9 protein-coding genes are annotated in these 19,347 nt (G+C 65.1%); 2 read left to right on the forward strand and 7 right to left on the reverse strand.

What is annotated here, in order from left to right:
- The 4 genes from recD to CCR82_RS13785 form a co-directional block, all read right to left on the reverse strand.
- Positions 1 to 2,043, reverse strand: a complete 2,043-nt coding sequence (gene recD / locus CCR82_RS13770) for an exodeoxyribonuclease V subunit alpha (protein ID WP_201246375.1) — start codon at positions 2,041 to 2,043, stop codon at positions 1 to 3.
- Positions 2,043 to 6,068 (reverse strand): exodeoxyribonuclease V subunit beta, encoded by a 4,026-nt coding sequence (gene recB / locus CCR82_RS13775; protein WP_201246376.1) that lies wholly within the window; start codon positions 6,066 to 6,068, stop codon positions 2,043 to 2,045. The genes recD and recB overlap by 1 nt, the downstream gene beginning before the upstream one ends.
- Position 6,069: 1 nt before the next feature.
- Positions 6,070 to 9,843 (reverse strand): exodeoxyribonuclease V subunit gamma, encoded by a 3,774-nt coding sequence (gene recC, locus CCR82_RS13780; protein ID WP_201246377.1) that lies wholly within the window; start codon positions 9,841 to 9,843, stop codon positions 6,070 to 6,072.
- Between the two features lie 180 nt (positions 9,844 to 10,023).
- Positions 10,024 to 11,226, reverse strand: a complete 1,203-nt coding sequence (locus CCR82_RS13785; protein ID WP_201246378.1) for a YbfB/YjiJ family MFS transporter — start codon at positions 11,224 to 11,226, stop codon at positions 10,024 to 10,026.
- Between the two features lie 176 nt (positions 11,227 to 11,402).
- Between CCR82_RS13785 and CCR82_RS13790 the strand changes: the two genes are divergently transcribed.
- Positions 11,403 to 12,590 carry an efflux RND transporter periplasmic adaptor subunit gene (locus CCR82_RS13790; RefSeq protein ID WP_201246379.1) on the forward strand — a complete coding sequence of 396 codons (1,188 nt, stop codon included), beginning with the start codon at positions 11,403 to 11,405 and terminating at the stop codon, positions 12,588 to 12,590.
- Positions 12,591 to 12,594: 4 nt separating this feature from the next.
- Entirely contained in the window at positions 12,595 to 15,678 is a 3,084-nt protein-coding gene (locus CCR82_RS13795; protein WP_201246380.1) for an efflux RND transporter permease subunit, read from the forward strand.
- Positions 15,679 to 15,725: 47 nt separating this feature from the next.
- Here CCR82_RS13795 and urtD read toward each other — a convergent pair whose 3' ends face one another.
- The 3 genes from urtD to urtB all read right to left on the reverse strand — a co-directional run bounded on the left by urtD (position 15,726) and on the right by urtB (position 19,345).
- Positions 15,726 to 16,499, reverse strand: a complete 774-nt coding sequence (gene urtD, locus CCR82_RS13800; RefSeq protein ID WP_242513498.1) for an urea ABC transporter ATP-binding protein UrtD — start codon at positions 16,497 to 16,499, stop codon at positions 15,726 to 15,728.
- Positions 16,500 to 16,699: 200 nt separating this feature from the next.
- A complete protein-coding gene (urtC, locus tag CCR82_RS13805; protein ID WP_201246382.1) occupies positions 16,700 to 17,821 on the reverse strand; it encodes an urea ABC transporter permease subunit UrtC in 1,122 nt (373 codons plus the stop codon).
- A gap of 18 nt (positions 17,822 to 17,839) precedes the next feature.
- Positions 17,840 to 19,345 (reverse strand): urea ABC transporter permease subunit UrtB, encoded by a 1,506-nt coding sequence (gene urtB, locus CCR82_RS13810; RefSeq protein WP_338073174.1) that lies wholly within the window; start codon positions 19,343 to 19,345, stop codon positions 17,840 to 17,842.
- Between the last annotated feature and the right edge of the window lie 2 nt (positions 19,346 to 19,347).

Genomic DNA, 19,347 nt, shown 5'->3' on the forward strand with positions numbered 1-19,347 from the left:
CTAGAGCCATTCCCCTTGCAGCCCGCTGGCGCGGTGGACGCGTCGTGTCAGCGCCTCACCGAGCACATCCTCTTGGCTGTAGAGCAGCGTGAACCGTTCTTTGGCGCGTGTGATGGCGGTGTAAAGCAACTCGCGGGTGAGCGTGGGATTCGGTTTGTCCGGCAGAATCAGCGCTGTGTGCTCGAATTCCGAGCCCTGGGACTTGTGCACGGTCATCGCAAAGACCGTCTCCACCGACTGCAAGCGGCTGGGTAGCACCCAGCGCACGCCGCCTTCGGCGCTTGGGAAGGCGACGCGCAGCACTGGCTTCGCTCCGGCCGCGCCCGTCGCCGCCGTCGTGTCGGCGGGCACCGGAAGGGTCAGCCCAATGTCGCCGTTCATCAGGTTCAGCCCGTAATCGTTGCGTGTGATCAGCACGGGTCGCCCCGCGAACCACTGTCGCGGCTGGAATGCAGGGCCGCCACCGCCGGCACCGAGCAGCCCCTGTTCGCGCAGCAGCTCGATGATGCGCCGGTTGAGCCCTTCCACGCCCCAAGCACCCTGGCGCAGCGGCGTGAGCAGTTGAAACTGCTTTTGCGCCTCCAGCAGTCGTTTCGCCCACGCATTGAGCGCGTCCTGATCCAGCGAGCCTGTCGGTGCCTGCTCACGCATCCGGGCCAACGCGCTGCCCTCAGCCCCGTAGCCCGCGATGATCAACGCCCTGAAAGCCTGATCACTGGTCTCGCTCAGTCGCCTTAGGACGATGACACCGTCGTTCGAGTCTTGCCGGGTCGCCTCACGCTCGAACAGCGTGAACGCCTGCGCCAGCCGCGGCTGCGTCGGGGTGTCGCGCGCGCTGTTGACGAGCCTGGCAAGCGCGCCGATGCCGCCCTGCGGATTGAAGCGGAAGCTCTTCTGCAGCATCACCACGGCCTGGCCGAGATCCCCTGCCCGGTCGTGCTCACCGAGCGCGCCTTGGCATAGGTCGCCGAGCACCGCGCCCGCCTCCACCGAGCTGAGCTGGTCCTTGTCGCCGAGCAGGATCAGGCGCGCATCCGGTCGCAGCGCCTCGAGCAATCGCGCCATGAGTTCGATATCGACCATGGAGGCTTCATCGACCACGACCACATCGGCTGGCAACGGATTGGCGCCATGGTGGCGGAAGCGACGGCTGTCCGGCACGGTGCCGAGCAGCCGGTGCAGGGTCTTGACGCGGGTCGGGATGCTGCCCGCCGGCGCCTGATGGCCGCTGAGTTTGTCGACCTGATCGGCGATGGACTCGTTGAGCCGCGCGGCGGCCTTGCCGGTTGGGGCGGCCAGTTCGATGCGCAGCGGCGGCTTGCCGTCCGCCACGGTCAGCCCCTGCAGCAATGCCAGCAGCCGGACCACGGTGGTGGTCTTGCCGGTGCCGGGGCCGCCGGTGATGATGAAGAAGGCGCGCGGCGCGGCGCGGGCACAGGCGATGCGCTGCCAGTCCGGCTCGGCGCGCTGCTCGGGCTCCGGTTTCGACTCGGGCCCAAAGAGGGCATCCAGTTGCGCGTGCAGGCTGTCTTGGTCGACAGCGATCGGCTGGCGAAGGCGTGCGCGGATGCCGTCGCGGATGCGGTTCTCGTCCTGCCAATAGCGGCGCAGGTAGAGCAATGGCCGCGCCTCGCTGCCGGCAAGAACCAGCGGCGAGGCGCCGTCGTCACACTGGCCACCGAGCCAGTCGCTGACCGCCGCACTGCGGGCCAGGCGCGCGACCCAGTCCGACAGCTCGAGCACTCGCAAGCGCGCGTCGAGCGCCTCGCGCACCTGCGCAGCGAGTTGCTGATCGTCGCGCACGCGCCCGAGCAGCGCCGCCGGCTCGCGCAGCGCGCCCTGCAGATCGAGGCAGACGTGGCCATGCCGATGGCGCTCGCTGGTCAGCGCCACGCCGAGCAGCACGGCCTCATCGGTCTCGCCGCTGTGCGTGGCGATGAAGCGCGTCAGCGACAGATCCAGGGCGCGCAGGGCGTCGGCCTCGACCCAGTGCCGCAGGGTCTCGAACAAACCCCCGGTGGTGTGTGTCAGCGTCGTCGGCATCAGGCGTCCTCCGGAATCGCGCTCAGGGGTACGCCGGCAAAGAGCCGATCGAGGCCTTCGATCAGCGCCCTCGGCGGCTTGTCGGTGAACAGCCCCTGGCTCGCCGCGCCACTGCCGCGCAGGAAGACGTAGACCGCGCCGCCGATGTCGCGCGCGTAGTCATAATCAGGCAGGCGCGCGCGCAGTTGTCGGTGCAGGGCGAGCAGATAGAGGCTGTATTGCAGATCGTAGCGATGCGCGAGCATGGCCGTGCGCATCGCCTGGGTGCTATAGGCGCTATCGTCCGGGCCGAGCCAGTTGGATTTCCAGTCGAGCACGTAATAGCGCCCGCCGTGCTCGAACACCAGGTCGATGAAGCCCTTGAGCAGGCCGTTCAAGCGGTCCGCGCGCAGCGCTGGTCGCGCCTGGCCGGGCAAGCAGTGGCGCTGGACCAGGCGGTCCAGGGCGCCCGTGTCGACCTGGCTGCTCTCGAGCCAGAACTCCATTTCCACCTGCGTTTGGCGCGGGGCGAGTGCCCGCAGCCGCAGTCGGGGAGTCTGTCCCGAGGCGTCCTCGAGCCCCGTCAGGCGCCACTCGCGCGTCAGCAAGTGCGCCAGCCAGCGATCGAGCGACTCGATCCACTCATCGAGGCCGCGCAGCGTGCAGCGGCGCGCGAGCATGTCGCGACGCATGTGGGCACCGTCGGCGGCGGCGGCATAGCCGCGTCGGCGCTGGCCCTCGGCGTCCAGCCCCTGCTGCGTGGCGGCCCATTCGAGCAGGCCGTGCAGAAAGGTGCCATAGCGGCTGCCGCGCGGCAGCGAATGCAGCGCGTGCGGCGGAGTCGGGTCTTCTGGCACTGAACGGGATGCGTCAGCCGCGTCAGCCGCGTCGATTACTGCAGCGGCAGGTGAAGCAGCCTCTGCCTCGATTCTGAAGGGGGCAGTCGGTTCCGGCACTGACAGCGGATCAAGATCCGCCTCTTCGAGGGTTGTCTCCTGCGCCGCCGTCTCGGCGGAGAGCGACGGGGATGAGGTTGCCACGTTTGTCACTGTTGAGGGCTCATGCCAAGCCCCACCCCCTTGCAAACGCAGTGCGGAGTAACTAGCGATCCACCAACGCTGAAACTGGCTATGCTGGGGAACACGCGCCGGTTCCATTGTTGTTTCGGACGCGGCAGCGAGTCCACGGGCTCGCGCGCTCGGCGCGGCGGTAAGGTTGATCGCTTCGCTGTCCGCTTTCAGCCCCGCCAGTGCGTTCCAGATCTCATCGGCGGAATTCAGTTTTGTACCTCCATTCAGCACATGGCCGATGGCGGATTTCTCCAGCTGCGGTCCTTCCCCCTGGCCGCTTCTCAGCGGAGCGATGCCGAGCCAAACCGCATGTCGGGCGCGGGTGACGGCGACATAGAGCAAACGCATGTCTTCGCTCAGGCGCTCGTCGTCGGCTGCCTTCCAGGCCTGGCCGAAGACGTTTTTGCCGGCGATCTCTAACCAGCGTTGTACGGCCTTGCCCTGCGTGGCATCTTGATCCTGATACGGCACCTGCCGGGTCTTGCCATCGATCTCACGCCAACCGCAGATGAACGGCAGTAGGACCAGCGGATACTCCAAGCCTTTGGACTTATGGATGGTGACAACCTGGATCAGTTCGGCGTCGCTCTCGAGCCGGACGACGAATTCCTCGCCACGGCAGTCCAGATGCTCGGACAGGTGCCGGATCAACGCTTGCTCGCCGTCCAATGCGGTGGCCGACTGCTGCAGCCATTCCGCCAGATGCAGCAGGTTGGTCAGGAAGCGTTCACCATAGGGCCGAGCCAGCAACCGGGCCGGCAGCTCATGATCGTGCATCAGCCGGCGCAGCATCGCCAGCACGCCCTGGCGTTGCCAGAGGCGGCGGTATTCGCCGAAGCGTTCGACCCGAGCTTCCCATTCCAGCTCGTCCTGCTGCCAGTGGGCGAGCGTCTCGAGCGGGAGAGCCAGGGTATTGGTCACCAGCGCCGCGCGGACCAGTCCTTCGTCGGTTGGTGAGGCGCAGGCGCGCAGCCAATGCAGCAGATCGCGTGCCTCCTCGGTCTCGAATACCGAGTCGCGGTCGGACAGGTAGACGCTGTTGATCCGCAGCGCCGCGAGCGCCTCGCGCATCGCGGTGGCCTCCTTGCGATCTTTCACTAGGATCGCGATGTCTTTTGGCTTCAGTGGCTGGTAAATGCTCGAGCCGCCCGATTCCCGAAAGCCGGTGTGGCCCGCCTGCGCCTGTTCGAGCCAGCGCGCAACTTCGGCGGCGGCCGCCGCGGCCATGGACGCACGATAGCCCTCGGGATTGACCACATCCGGCGCGCCACCGAGCTGCCAGAAGGTCATGGCCTTGGCCGGGATGCCATCGATGAGGAGCTGCTCCTGCCTGCCCTTGGCATCGACCTTGGTGTACGGAATCGGATTCTCGGCGGCGTTATCGGTCGCGAAGCGAAACGCCTTGCGCGGCTGTTCCTCGGCATAGCCAAAGAAGCGATTGCAGGCCTCGACGAGGGAACCCGTGGAGCGGAAATTGATTTTGAGGGTGTAGTGCCGCCCTGCCGTGGCCCGACGCGCGGCCAGATAGGTCTGGATATCGGCGCCGCGAAAACCATAAATGGCCTGTTTTGGATCACCGATCATCACTAACGCGGTTTCGGGATCGTTCTTGGCGACCTCGTAGACGGCATCGAAGATGCGGTACTGGATCGGGTCGGTGTCCTGGAACTCGTCGATCAGGGCAACCGGGAACTGCTCCCGGATGGTTGCGGCCAGATCCTCAGTTTGGGCTTGTGATGCGGGCGTCGGATTGCTTGGTGTGAGCGCGGCGTCGAGCTCGCGCAATAATTCGTCGAACCCCATCTCGGCGCGGAGGTTTAAGCGTTGCGGCAATTCGCGCGCAACCCAGGTCTTCGCGTGAGCGAGCAGGCAGGCCTCCAGCGTGGGCGGCTCGGTGGCCTCCTCATCCGCAGACGTCTCGGCGCGATGCAGCCAGGCGGCGATAGCCGCATAGGCCGGATGCTCGGGCTGCTGCTGAACCTTCGCATTCTTCTTGAAAACGAATGCGTCTTGCGCGAAATTTTTTAGCTTGTCCGGTGCCTTGGCGCCGTCTGCCCAATCTCCGATCTTGGCCAACAACGCCTTGAATTTCGCCTCCGTGGCACTGTCATGGTAGGTTCCGTGAAGATGCGGACGAAGAGCTTTCAGCTGTTCGTTGAGTTCCTCACGATGGTTGTGCCACAGCGCTCGCGCCTGCGTTTGCAGACGCTCCCGTTCGAGGCAAGCGGCTAACGACTCGGCTAGACTGTCGCAGTGAAGCACCTCGCCCTTGTAGCAGAGCGCGGCATCGCGGCGCTTGAGCCACTCGCCGAGCTTGTCCCGTAACGCCTCGGGGGAAGCGAAAGCTGCGCGAATGCAACGCGCCTCCTCGGCGCTGAGCGGATAAAAGTGCGTGCGCCAGTAGTCGCGCAGGATCTCCAGGATCAGCTCCGTCTGATCGGTGACCAGCTCGCGCTGGAACAGCCCACGGGTGGCGAAGGCGTGCTCCTGGAGCATGCGCTGACACCAGCCGTGGATCGTGGCGATCGAGGCCTCGTCCATCCAGTCCGCCGCCTGACGCAGTCGGCGCGCACAGCCGGGCCAGGCCTCGGGCGGATAGTCGGCGCGCAGCATCCGTAGCGGGTCATCATCCACGGTGCTGTTCGGGCCGAGGTCTTCAGTCGCTGAACGAGCGGCCGTCGCCGGCTCGTCGAACACCGCAGCGGCTTCGACCAGACGCGCGCGGATACGCTCGCGCAGTTCCTTGGTCGCCGCGTCGGTGAAGGTGACCACCAGGATGTTGGGTGGCATCAGCGCCGTCTCCGCCGGCCTGCCCCGATCGCCATGGCCGAGCACCAAGCGGATGTAGAGCAGCGCCAGGGTAAAGGTCTTGCCGGTGCCCGCGCTGGCCTCGATCAGACGGCTGCCATGCAGCGGAAAGGTGAGCGGCTCCAGCGGCTGATCGGTGGCCGTGGTGGTGTCCTTCGCAGCCTCCATATCAGAGGTCCTCCAGCGTCGGCGTATGGGCAAACAGGGGGGCGTAGACCTGCTCGACCAGGGAGTGAAAGCCTCGGTTCGAACCTGCGCCCAAGCCTGCGCCCGGATCGGCGCTCAATGCGCCATAGTCGGGCCAATAGCGCCGATAGCCGGGATGGTCGTCGCACTCACCGCTGCGGTTGAAGCCTCCTTCGTAGGTTTCCGCCGGGTTCGCACGCCGATCGCCTGCCTCCTTTGCCAGCGCGGCGAAGGCGGTCCTGCAAGCCAGCGGCAGCAACTGCGTCAGCCCTTCGACATAGCCCTGCAGCAACGCGCGCAGATGCGCTTGCGCCTCATCCGGTGCGAGCGGGGCCAGGATCACCGCGCTGCCCGGGCCGATCAGCCAGCTGGTGGTCGGCGCCTCGCACTGAGCGGCCAGATGCGCGGGCCAGCGGCGCACCAGGTGGTACCATTTGAGCCGTTGGTCCTTGACCAGCTCACTGGCCTGCAGGGTCAGGCGCAGGCGCTCGCCATCGGCTGCCGCGCGCAGGCCGGTCAGGCGATCCTCCAGGACCAGCCCTGCCTGCTCGAGGTGCACCACCTGGTTCGGCAGCGACTGCGGATGCGCCGCGAGCAGCGCTTGGTAGCGCGCCAGCGGCGCGGTCAGCGCCGCCGTCAGTTGCTCGACCCAGGGGGCATCGAAGGGCTTCAGCGGCAGTTGACCCGTGCGCGCAAGGCGCCCGATGGCCCGCTCGAGCCCCTCGTCGAGCGTCCGCTCCGGGGTCTGCACCCACTGGAGCGCAACCGCGTCGATGACCTGCTGGCGCAACCGCCAGCCACTGAGCGCATCGATGGCGAAGGGCTCGACATCCTCGCTCTGCTCGACCTCGCGCTCCAACGATGCCTGCAGGCGCTGGGTATAGAAGGTGCGCACCGGATGGCGCAGAAAGTGCCCGAGGGTGGCCAGTTGGATCGGGCCATCGATGCTGGGTGGAGGCAGACTCGGCGGCTGCTCCCGTTTGGGCGCTGGTCGGGATGCCGGAGCGGAGGTCGTTTCAGTCGTTGGCCTGCTGTCAGAGACAGCGCCCGGGGAAGGGGCCGCACGATGCAACGCACGCCATTCGTGGGCATAGGTGAACAGGCGCGGATCGCGTCCGGGCTCGAAGTAGCGCCGGCTGAAGGGCTGCAGCGGATGCTCGGTGGTGAGCGCGGTGACCAGCGCATCTGCTGCCACACTCGCATTCGCCGCAGCCGCCAGCGGCCAACCGGCGGCCAGGTGATCGCGCAGCTGTCCGACCAGCACCGAAGGGGGGCGCGGGCTGTTGTCGCGGAGGCTGCGTCCGACCCAGCTGATGACCAACTGCTCGCGCGCCGAGAGCAGCGCCTCCAGGAACAGATAGCGATCATCCTCGCGCCGGGAACGATCGCCGGGCCGATAATCATGGGCCATCAGATCGAAATCGACCGGACGGCGGCTGCGCGGGTAGTCGCCGTCGTTCATGCCGAGCAGCCAGATCTGGCGGAATGGGATCGCGCGCATCGGCATCAGGGTGGCGAAATTCACGCTGCCATCCAGGAAGCGCTGGCTCAGTGTCGGCTCATCGAGCCGCGTCAACAGCGAGCGGCGCACCACCTCCAGCGGCAGCGGCTCGTCGCCCAGCCCGCCGCGCGCCCCCTCCTGCTGCCACTGCTCCAGGGCCTCGCGCAGGCCTGCCAGGGTCAGCTCCTCGGTTTCGCTCTCGGCGCTGAAGCAGTCCTCGAGCAAACTCGCGATGAGGACCGCCCAGGCCTTGGCCGAGCGCGGCTGCTGGAGTTGCGTCCAGTAGTGGACCAGGGTCTGCAGCAAGGCATCGAGGCGCCCGACCAGGGCCGACTCGAGCCCCCCGACCTCGGCGTAGGGTTCCACCTCGTGCCAGGGGTCGCTGTCGCCGGTGGCGAAGCCGAGCAGCATGCGCTCGAGACCGAAGCGCCAACTGTTCTGCTCCAGGCCCGCAGGCAGGCCAAGCCCGGCGCGCTGCGCGGCATCGAGCCCCCAGCGGATCTGCGCACCGGCGACCCATTGACGCAGCCGTGGCAGGTCCGACTCCTGCAGCCCGAAGCGCGCGCGCAGGGCCGGGATGTCGAGCAGGTCCAGCACGTCGCTGGTCGACAGCCGCGCCTGCGGCAGGTTGAGCAGGGTCTCCAGACCGATCAGCAGCGGGTTGCGCTGGCGCTCGCCCTGATCGGCGATGTGGAACGGGATAAAGCGCGGATCATCGCGGGCCAGCCGGCCGAAGACGGCCTCGATGTGCGGTGCGTAGGTGGCGATGTCCGGCACCATGATCAGGATGTCGCGCGGTGACAGTGGGGTCGTCGCGGACGCCTCATCGCCGGTCTTGGCGGCCGCGAAGGCGGCGAGCAGTTGGTCCTGCAGGATCTCGATCTCACGCTGCGGGCTGTGAGCGACCTGAAACACCAGGCTGTGGTCGCGGCGCGGGTCGATCGCGGTATTCAGGGCGCGCCGCTCCTGGAGGGTGCGCAGCTCCAGGATGTCGTCCTGCAGTTGCTGCAGCAAACTGGCGGTGCCGGCGGTGTCTGGGTCGATCGGGGACTCGAACAGATCGATCTTGAGGCGCTGGGCGGCGAAGTGCTGTTCGTACTGCGTGCGATCGTCGTGCTCATCGAGCAGGCGGATGTAGTCGCGCCCCTGCTTGCCCCAGGCCGCGAGCAGCGGATGACCGTGCAGGTGCAGCGTCTGTTCATCGAGGCCGTCGGGCACTTTGCGCTCGGCGCTCCGTTGGTAGGTCCGGCGGAACAGCTCGCGGCCCTCGACGATATCGCCCCAATAGTGTCGGCTCGGGTTGTTCACTAGGAGCATGACCTGGGCGACCGGGGCGATGGCTTCGAGCACCTCGATGGTCTGGCGTGGCAGCGAGGAGATGCCGAAGACGATGACCCGGCGCGGCAGGTCCTCCGGTCGCGTCTCCGGGGTCAGCGCCTTGGCCTGCGTCAGGAAGCGGGTGTGGATCTCAGCGCGGCTGGCCTCGAGGCCCCCGCTGGCGAGCGTTGCCTTCTCCGTGTCCGTGCCTGCGCCCATGCCCGTGCCGCTCAGATCCTGCTTCAGCCGCCGCCACAACAGCGATTGCCAGCGCTGATCCTCGGGCAAGGCAACGCGCTCGCCGTTCGGTCGGATCAGCACATCCTCACCCTGCTGCCAGGCGGCGAGCCAGTCGGCACGGTAGACCTGATACTGATCGTAGAGATCGGCCAGCCGCTCGGCGAGTTGGTGGCGCCGGCGCGCGCGCCCGTCGTGGTGCGGATCGGCATCGAGGAAACCGCGCAGCGGGGCGAGCCAGCCCTGCTCGGCGCCGTGGTCGGCGAGGTCTTCGAGCGCGCCCAGCAGTCGGTAGAGCCGCCAGCCGAGGGGCACCTTGTCATAGGCCGAGACATCCGGCAGGTCGCCGAGTACGGCGCGGTAGGCCTGCCACAGGAAGCGCCCGGGCAGCATCATGTCCAGTGCTGCGGCGATGCCGCAGCCGCCCTCTGTCGCATCGGATGACAGCGTCCCGGACGCCCCCGCCCCGGACGCCACGCCGGCCCTCGCCATCGGGTCATCGGCGGGCAGCGCCGCCAGCGCGAGTTTCAGCCACTGGCCGATGCCGTTGCTCTGCACCAGGATGGCTTCGTTTTCCAGCGGATGCAGCGGATGCCGTCTGAGCCAGGTGCTGAGCAACCCGCGCAGGGACTCCAGCCGGTTCGCCTGGATGAGCATGAAGCCCGTCGGCCAGTCGTTGGTGTGATCCGTCTTTTGCTCCATCCACTCGCTCCTATTGCAAGGGTATCGACTGCTGAAATTCGTTGTAAGTCCGCGTTCTACGTGCCAGAAGTCGTGCGCGTTCGCGGACCTGTGCCAGCATGGAGGTCGAGCGTGCGCGTGCCTCGCGCTGTTGCCGCGCCCAACGCGCCTCGAGCCGATGGAACTCGAAGCCTCGGGTTATCAGCGCTTCTCGGCGTTCGTCGCAACGCGCTCCATCGCCAGCAGACACAGCAGCCCGAGCACCATGATCACGCCGACCATGATCAGCGAATCATCGAAGGTGCCGCGCAGCTCGGCCAGCTCACCGGCGACCACTGGGGCGATGATCTGCGCGATGCCGTAGCCGACCGTCAATCGCGCCATGATCTGCGCCGGATGCGCCGGATAACGCACCCCGACCATGGTCAAGACCAAGGAGACGATGCCGATGAAGGTGAGGCCAAACAGCAGCGAGCTGGCAATCGCCGCTGCCAAGGAGGCGCTGAAGACCGGCAGCAGGATGCCGATGATCTGCAGCAAATAGGCGGTCTGCAGCGAACGCAAATACCCCAAGCGGCGCGCGATCCGGTCCCAGAGGACCGGGGCCGGGGCTGCGGCGAGGCCGACCAGCAGCCACATCAGCCCCCCCTGCCCGCTCAGCGCCGGCTGCTGCTCGGTGATCAGCACCGTGAAGGTGGCGTTGATCGTGTAACCGAAGCCGGCGCACAGATAGGCCGCTTGTAGCAGCCACAACCACAGCGGACCGGGCTCACTGGCGGCCTCGCGCGAGTGGGCGCTCAGCGGAACCCCCTGATTGGGCCGCGGCAGCCCGTACCAGGCCGGGATCAACAGCAGCAAGCCAACGCCGGTGAGCAGCCACCACTGGCCGCGCCAGTCGGTATAGGGCGCGGCCAGTTCCACCAGCAGCCCGCCGAGGACGATCCCCAGCCCGAGCCCGCTGAAGTGCAGACCCAACTCGCTGCGATGCCCATGGCGGATCAGCCAGTTGAGGATCAGCCCGGAGCCGAGCATCAGCCCGCCGGCGGTACTGACCCCGGCCAGATAGCGGCTCAGGCCCCAGATCCAGGCCTCCTCCAAGCGGGGTATCATCGGCATGAACTCAGTCAGCGGCATCATCGCCGTGGTGGCGACCGCCAACAGCAGGCTGATCCGGTACAGCCGATCCTTGCGCATCAGATCCTTCATCCGCGTGACCACGAGCACACCGGTGAGATAACCGAGATAATTCCAACCCGCGAGCCAGCCGGCAAGCGCATCACTCAGGCCGGTCTGTGCCTGCATATAGGCCAGCATCGGGGTGTAGGCAAAGCGCGCCACCCCCATGGTGAGCACCAGCGCGCAGATCCCGGAGAGGAGAACGAAGGTTCGGTTTGGCGACATCATCGGCGAACTCCAAGGCCCTCATCGTCACTAAAACATCGTCTACAGCACTTCTGTATACTTGCGACTCATACTCAAAACAAATGTTTGAATCCAAGCGATTGAATGAAGTGGCCCCTAAGCCACCAAGTCGCCTTGATCTCCTGCTTGGTTTCCTTCGCTGCCAACGGACTTGATCGATGATCTTACGCTCGCTGCTCGTCATCCTCATCCTCGCGCTGCTCGGCGGGGGCCTCGCCTTGCTCAAGTATCAACAGATCCAAGAGTCGATGGCGCAGCTCTCGCAATCGCAGCCGCCTTCGACGGTTACCGCCACCGAGGTCCAAACGACGCGCTGGCAGCCGCGCTTGCAAGCGGTCGGCAATGTGCAGTCGGTGCAGGGCGTGGTCGTCAATAACGAGGTCGCTGGTCAGGTCAAGCGCATCTTGTTCGAATCCGGTGACCAGGTCACGGATGGGCAAGCACTGGTGCAGCTTGATACCGAGGTCGATGAGGCCGCGCTCGTTGGACTGAGGGCTAGTCTGAACCTCGCGCGGCTGCAGCTCGAGCGCAACCAGAAGCTACTGCGTGATCGCGCGGTGTCCCAGGGCGATGTCGACGAACTCAATGCCCGCGTCGCCGAGTCCCTCGCCCAGGTGCGCGAGAAAGAGGCGCTGATCCGCAAGAAGACCATCCTCGCCCCCTTCGACGGCCAGCTCGGGATTCGCCGCGTCAACCTCGGTCAATTCCTCGATGCCGGCTCGGCGATCGTCGAACTCGAAGCAATTGATCCCGTCTATGTCGACTATGCCCTCCCCGAACGACAGCTCTCTGAGATCGAGGTCGATCAACGGGTCGAGGTCAAGGTCAATGCCTATCCGGGGCGGGTCTTCGAGGGTCGTATCCAGGCGATCAGCCCGGCCGTCAACCGTGAAACCCGCAACATCCAGGTGCGGGCCTTAGTACCGAACCCGGATCGCCTCTTGCTGCCGGGAATGTTCGCCAAGATCGAGACCCTGATGGCGGCACGCGACGCTGTGCTCACGTTGCCGCGCCAAGCCATCACGTTCAACACCTATGGCGATTCGGTGTTCGTGATCGAGCCAAGCGATGATCAGCAGGAGTCCGGGCAGAACTCCAAGCAGGACTCAGGACAAGCGTCAGGGCTCATTGTGCAACGGCGCCAGGTCAAGACCGGTGCTGTGCGTGAGCAAGCCGTCGAAATCCTGAGCGGACTCGAGGCGGGCGAGCGGGTCGTCCTGGCCGGACAGGTGAAGCTGCGCAATGGAGCGAGCGTCAAGGTCGTCGAGGATGAGGATCAGGTCGCGCCGGAAAAGACGGAAGCAGCGCCGCCGAGCGAGAACGCTGACGCCGACAGCGAGGCCTAAACCGATGCGTTTCACCGACATCTTTGTCCAACGACCGGTCTTGGCGAGTGTAGTCAGCTTACTCATCCTGATCCTTGGACTGCGCGCGCTCATTGGCCTCGAGATCCGCCAATACCCGGAGACCCAGAACACGGTGGTCACCGTCACCACCGCCTATCCGGGCGCGAGCAGCGAGCTGGTCAAGGGCTTCATCACCACACCCTTGCAGCAGGCCATCGCCGAGGCCGACGGCATCGACTACCTGAACGCGACCAGCACTCAGGGCGTCTCGACCATCGAGGCCAACATGCGCCTGAACTACGATCCGAATGCCGCAGTCGCCGAGATCCAAGCCAAGGTCGCCAGTCAGCGCAATGTGCTTCCCGAGGCGGCACAGAATCCGGTCATCGACTCCACCACCGGCGACTCAACGGCGCTGATGTACCTCGCCTTCTACAGCGAGAAAATGGATCTGCCGCAGATCACCGACTACCTGATCCGGGTCGTGCAGCCACAACTCCAGGCGCTCGAAGGCGTCGCCAAGGCCGAGATCTTCGGCGACCAGACCTTTGCGATGCGGGTCTGGCTCGACCCCGACCGAATGGCCGCGCTCGGCATCAGCGGCGAGCAGGTCGCACAGGTGCTGCGGGCGAATAATTACCTAGCCGGTGTTGGCCAGATCAAGGGCGAGATGGTCCAGATCGACCTCTCGACCACCACCGATGTCGGCGATGTCGACAGCTTCCGCCGCCTAGTGGTGCGCGAGAACGGCGGCACCTTGGTGCGCCTGGAAGACATCGCCGAGATCGAACTCGGCGCCGCCAACTACGACTCGGCCACCCTCTACAAGGGCATTCCGGCGATCTTCATCGGCATCGAGCAGACGCCGGGCGCCAACCCGCTCAATGTCGCCCAACGGGTGCACGACGCCCTGCCCGATCTCAGGGCGCAGTTCCCGGAAGGGCTCGAGGCACATATCCCCTATGACGCCAGTGAGTTCATCGAGGAGTCGATTAACGAAGTCTTTAAGACCCTCGCCGAGGCGGTGCTGATCGTGCTGTTCGTGATCTTCCTCTCGCTCGGCTCGCTGCGGGCCGCGATTGTCCCCTCGATCGCGGTGCCGCTGTCGCTGGTCGGTGCTGGCTTCCTGATGCTGCTCGCCGGCTTCTCGATCAACCTGCTGACGCTACTAGCGATGGTGCTCGCGATCGGCATCGTCGTCGATGACGCCATCATCGTCGTCGAGAACGTGCACCGTCACATCGAAATGGGCAAGACCGGCACCGAGGCGGCCATTGATGCGGCGCGCGAGCTGGCCGGACCGATCATTGCCATGACCACGACGCTGGTCGCGGTCTATGCGCCAATCGGTTTCATGGGCGGGCTGGTCGGCTCGCTGTTTGTGGAGTTCGCGTTCACGCTCGCTGGCGCCGTGTTGATTTCCGGCGTGGTCGCGCTCACCCTCTCGCCGATGATCTCGGCGCGAGTGCTGCGTGCCGGCCAGGAGGCGGGTCGTTTCGAGCAGGCGGTCGAAGGTTTCTTCCAATGGCTCGCGCGCGTCTATGGCAAGGCCCTGCACGGTTGGCTGCGCTATCCGGGTGTCACAGTGATCATCGCGGTTGCGGTCATCGCCAGCGTCTACGTCATGTACACGATGACACAGAAGGAGCTGGCACCCACCGAGGATCAAAGCATCCTGTTCTTCCGGGCGACCGCGCCGGAGACCGCCACCGTCGACTACAACCTACGCTATATCGACCAGATCCTGGATCGCTTCGAGGCGATCCCGGAATACCAGGAGAGCTTCATCATCGCCGGATTTGGTGGCAGTCCGACCACGACCTTCGGCGGCTTCAAGATGTCGCAGCCCTCGGAGCGCGAGCGCTCGCAGATGGCGATCCAGCCAGAATTGCAGGGCGCGCTGGCGAGCGTGCCGGGCTTCCAGACCGTGATCTTCCCGCGCCCCAGCCTGCCCTCGCCGGGACGCGGCGTGCCGGTGGAGTTCGTCATCCTCTCGGATGCGAGCTACCAGGAACTCGATCGCCTCGCCGATGAGTTGGTCGGGCAAGCGATGCAGAGCGGTCAGTTCATGTTCCTGCAGAAGGATGTGAAGTTCGAGCGCCCGCGCACCATCATCGAGATCGACCGCGATCTGGCCGGCGATCTCGGCATCGACATGCAGCAGTTGGGGCACTCGTTGGCGGTGATGCTGAACGAGGACTACGTCAACTGGTTCAGCCTCGAGGGGCGCAGTTATAAGGTGATCCCGCAGGTCCATCGTGAAGCCCGCAACGCCATTGAGCAGATCGAGTCGTACTACATCCGCACCGACAGCGGCGAGCTGGTTCCGCTCTCGACGCTGGTCGAGATTCGCCAGTCCGTCGAGCCCTCGCAGCGCACCCAGTTCCAGCAGCTGAACGCGGTCACCCTCTCTGGCGTTCCCACGCCGGGCGTGACCCTCGGCGATGCGCTCACCTCGCTCGAGGACAGTGCCGCCGAGCTCTTTCCGCGCAATGTGCGTTGGGACTACAAGGGTGAGTCGCGGCAGTTCAAAAGCGAGGGCGGCGCGCTGGAAGCGACCTTCTTCCTCTCGATCCTGGTCATCTACCTGGTGCTGGCGGCGCAGTTCGAGAGCTGGCGCGATCCGTTCGTGATCCTGATGTCGGTACCGCTGACCATCGCCGGGGCCATGGTGTTTTTGTTCCTTGGGCTCGCCAGCGTCAATATCTACACCCAAGTGGGGATGATCACCCTGATCGGGCTGATCGCCAAGAACGGCATCCTGATCGTCGAATTCGCTAACCTGGTGCGCGAACGCGACAGACTCGACAAGCGCGAAGCGGTCGAGCAGGCCGCCCAGATCAGGCTACGTCCCATTCTGATGACCACGGTAGCGATGCTCGTAGCGATGATCCCACTGCTGCTTGCCAGTGGCCCCGGTGCCGTGAGCCGCTTCGATATCGGCCTCGTCATCACCACCGGTCTTGGTATCGGCACCCTGTTCACGCTCTTCGTGGTGCCAGCGATGTATATGCTGGTGGCGTCGAAGCAGGTGCAGTCGCTTCCTGGCTCGCCGGCTGAGCCTCAGCCACGCACGAGCGCGGGCTGAAACACCTTGTCCGTGCCGCGCTTCAAGCGCGGTCAGCCTCTCTTACATTACTCCCCGAGATAGACCTCAACCACGCGCGGATCGTCCTGCACCTCGTCCATGCTGCCTTCGGCGAGCACCGAGCCCTGGTGCAGCACAGTGACGCGCTTGGCAATCGAGCGCACGAAGTCCATGTCGTGCTCGACGACGACCACCGTATGCTTGCCAGCCAGCGAGGTCAGTAGTTCCGCCGTGCGCTCCATCTCTTGATGGGTCATTCCAGCGACGGGTTCGTCGACCAGCAGCAGGTGCGGGTCCTGTATCAGCAGCATGCCGATCTCGAGCCATTGCTTTTGCCCCTGCGAGAGGGTGCCGGCCTCGAACCGCGCATGTTCCTGCAAGCCGATGATGTCGATCACCTCATCGATGCGGTCACCCTGAGCGCCACTCAACCGCGCGAACAGCGTTGGAAAGACTCGCTTGTCCGTGGCCATCGCTAACTCGAGATTCTCGAAGACGCTGTGTTGCTCGAACACCGTCGGCTTCTGGAACTTGCGCCCGATGCCAACCTCGGCGATCTCGGGCTCGCTGAGCTTGAGCAGGTCGATCTTCTGGCCGAAGAAGGCAGTGCCCGAGTCCGGTCGTGTCTTGCCGGTGATGATGTCCATCATCGTGGTCTTGCCAGCACCATTCGGACCGATGACACAGCGCAGTTCGCCGGCATTGACATAGAGATTCAGCTCATCGATCGCCTTGAAGCCGTCGAAGCTGATGTTTAGCCCTTCGAGATAGAGGATTGGGCCATGGCTGACATCCAGCTCCAGATCCTTGGCCTGGATCATGAAGTCGAACTGTCGGTCGCGTCGGGTCAGCTCCTTGAAGTCCTGCCCGAAGCCTTGCCAGACCTGCTTTGGGCCGCTGAAGTCGAAGGTACGATCGCTGCGCAGCAGATCGCGGTTCGAGCCGCGGCCGGATTCGCTGCTCGGAGTCTGTTTGCTGCTCGCAACCGGCTCGCTCTCTGGATGCGGTTCGCTCGTAGAGCTCATGCGCTCGCCTCCTGAATCGTCTTAGGCTCGGCGCGGCGGCGCTTTAAGGTCTTCAGCAGTCCCGCGATGCCCGTAGGCAGGAAGACAGTCACCAGCACGAACAACCCGCCAAGCACGAACAGCCAGGCCTCCGGGAAGGCACCGGTAAACACGGTCTTGCCGTAATTGACCAACACCGCGCCGATCACCGCGCCATAGAGGGTCGCGCGGCCGCCGATCGCGACCCAGAACACCAGTTCGATCGAGTTGAGCGGCGAGAACTCGCCCGGATTGATGATGCCGACCTGGGGCACATAAAGCGCGCCCGCCATCCCGGCCAGCGCCGCCGAGAAGGTCCAGATTGCCAGTTTGACCCGATCCACCCGATAACCAATGAAACGCACCCGCGACTCGGCATCGCGCACCGCGACCGCGACGCGTCCCAGCTTGGAGGTGACGATCCAGCGGCAGGCCCAGTAGCCGAGCGCGAGCGCCAGCACCGAGGCGATGAACAACCCGATGCGCGTGCCGTCGGATTGCAGATCAAAGCCGAGCAGTTCCTTGAAGTCGGTCAGGCCGTTGTTGCCACCGAAGCCCATCTCGTTGCGGAAGAAGGCCAGCATCAGCGCATAGGTCAGCGCTTGGGTGATGATCGAGAGATAGACGCCGGTGACGCGCGAGCGAAACGCCAGCCAGCCGAACACGAACGCGAGCAGCCCGGGCACCAACAGGATCATCAGCGCCGCGTACCAGAACTGATCGAAGCCCTGCCAGAACCAGGGCAGTTGCTGCCAGTCGAGGAAGACCATGAAATCCGGCAGCACCGGGTCGCCGTAGACCCCGCGATCGCCGATCTGGCGCATCAGGTACATGCCCATCGCATAACCGCCAAGGGCGAAAAAGGCGCCATGGCCAAGACTCAGGATGCCCAGATAACCCCAGACCAGGTCGACCGCCACAGCCAGCAGCGCATAGGTCAAGTATTTGCCGAGCAGGGTTACCGTGAAGGTGCTGACATGCAGCGGACTCCCTTCCGGCACCAACAGGTTTAGGATCGGCACTAGGATCGCGATCACCGCCAGCACCGCCAGCATGATCTGGCCGCCAGTATCGCCCTTGAGTGGTTGCAACAAGCCCATGTTGAAGGTTCTCGATGCTTAATCAGCCGCAGCGCGGCCGCGCTGCGGGAACAGCCCCCGCGGACGCTTTTGGATAAACAGGATGATGAATACCAGCACCATGATCTTGGCCAGCACGGCCCCAGCCCAGGGCTCCATCAGCTTATTGGCGACGCCCAGCGTCATGCCCGCGATCAGGGTGCCCCAGAGATTACCGACACCGCCGAAGACCACGACCATGAAGGAGTCGATGATGTAGGCCTGCCCCATGTTGGGCCCGACGTTGGTGAGCTGCGACAGCGCCACGCCCGCGATCCCAGCGATGCCAGCACCCAGCCCAAAGGTGAGCGCATCGACGCGCGCCGAGCGCACCCCCATCGCGCGCGCCATGGCACGGTTTTGCGACACCGCCCGCACCTGCAGCCCAAGCGCGGTGCGCTTGAGCACCAACAGCAGCAGCGCGAAGACGATGAGCCCGAAGATCAGGATGTAGAGCCGGTTATAGGTCAGCGCCAAGCCTGGATTGAGCTGCAGCGAGCCGCTCATCCAGCTAGGATTCTGCACTACCACATTCTGCGCCGAGATGGTCGTGCGCACCAGTTGCTGCAGGATCAGGCTGATACCGAAGGTCGCGAGCAGGGTTTCCAAAGGTCGCCCGTAGAGGAAGCGGATCACCGTGCGCTCGATGGCGACGCCAAAGGCACCGGAGACCAGGAAGGCGGCCGGCACCGCCACCAGCAGCGACCAGTCGGTCAACCCCGGCATCGCCTGCTGCACCAGATAGGTGGTGTAGGCGCCGATCATGATCAGTTCGCCGTGGGCCATGTTGATCACGCCCATGACGCCGAAGGTGATGGCCAGCCCGATCGCCGCCAGCACCAGCACCGAGCCGAGGCTCAGGCCAAAGAACAGGGTCTCGATGCTACTGTTCAGCTGGCGCTTGCGATCGATCGCATCCAGCGCCGCTTTCGTTGCGGCGAGTACCCTGGAGTTCTGCTCTGATTCGAGCAAGGCATTCAGCGCATTCCGAGCCTGCGGATAGAGGTTGCCATGCAGCACCTCGATGGCCGCCAAACGGCTCTCTGCCTCCGGTTGTTTGAGATCGGCGATCGCCACTACCAAGGCCAGCGCATCCGCCACCGGCTTGTCGTCTTCAACCGCAAGCTGCGTGCGAACAGCGTTGATGACCAACGGATCATCACTGCCGATCATCTCGCGCGCGGCCCGCAGGCGCAGCGCTGGATCTGGACTGGCCAGGGTCAGCGCCGCAATCGATGTCCGCAATGCGCTGCGCATTCGATTGTTGACGGTAATCTTGCGCACATCACGGCGCCCGACCTCGCCGAGGGCCTCGCCGCTCAGTGCATCGGTCAAGGTCCAGCCGCGACTGCCTGCCGGCGCCACATAGACAATGCGATCATCGTCCTTTCGATAATAGAGATCACCCGCGAGCAGCGCTTTCAGCAGCGGGATCGCGCGCGCATCACCGGTTTCGGCGATGGCTTGAGCCGCGGCCTCTTTCACCTTGAACGAGCGATCCGTCAACC

The sequence above is a fragment of the Halochromatium salexigens genome, from assembly GCF_016653295.1.
GTDB lineage: Bacteria > Pseudomonadota > Gammaproteobacteria > Chromatiales > Chromatiaceae > Lamprobacter > Lamprobacter salexigens.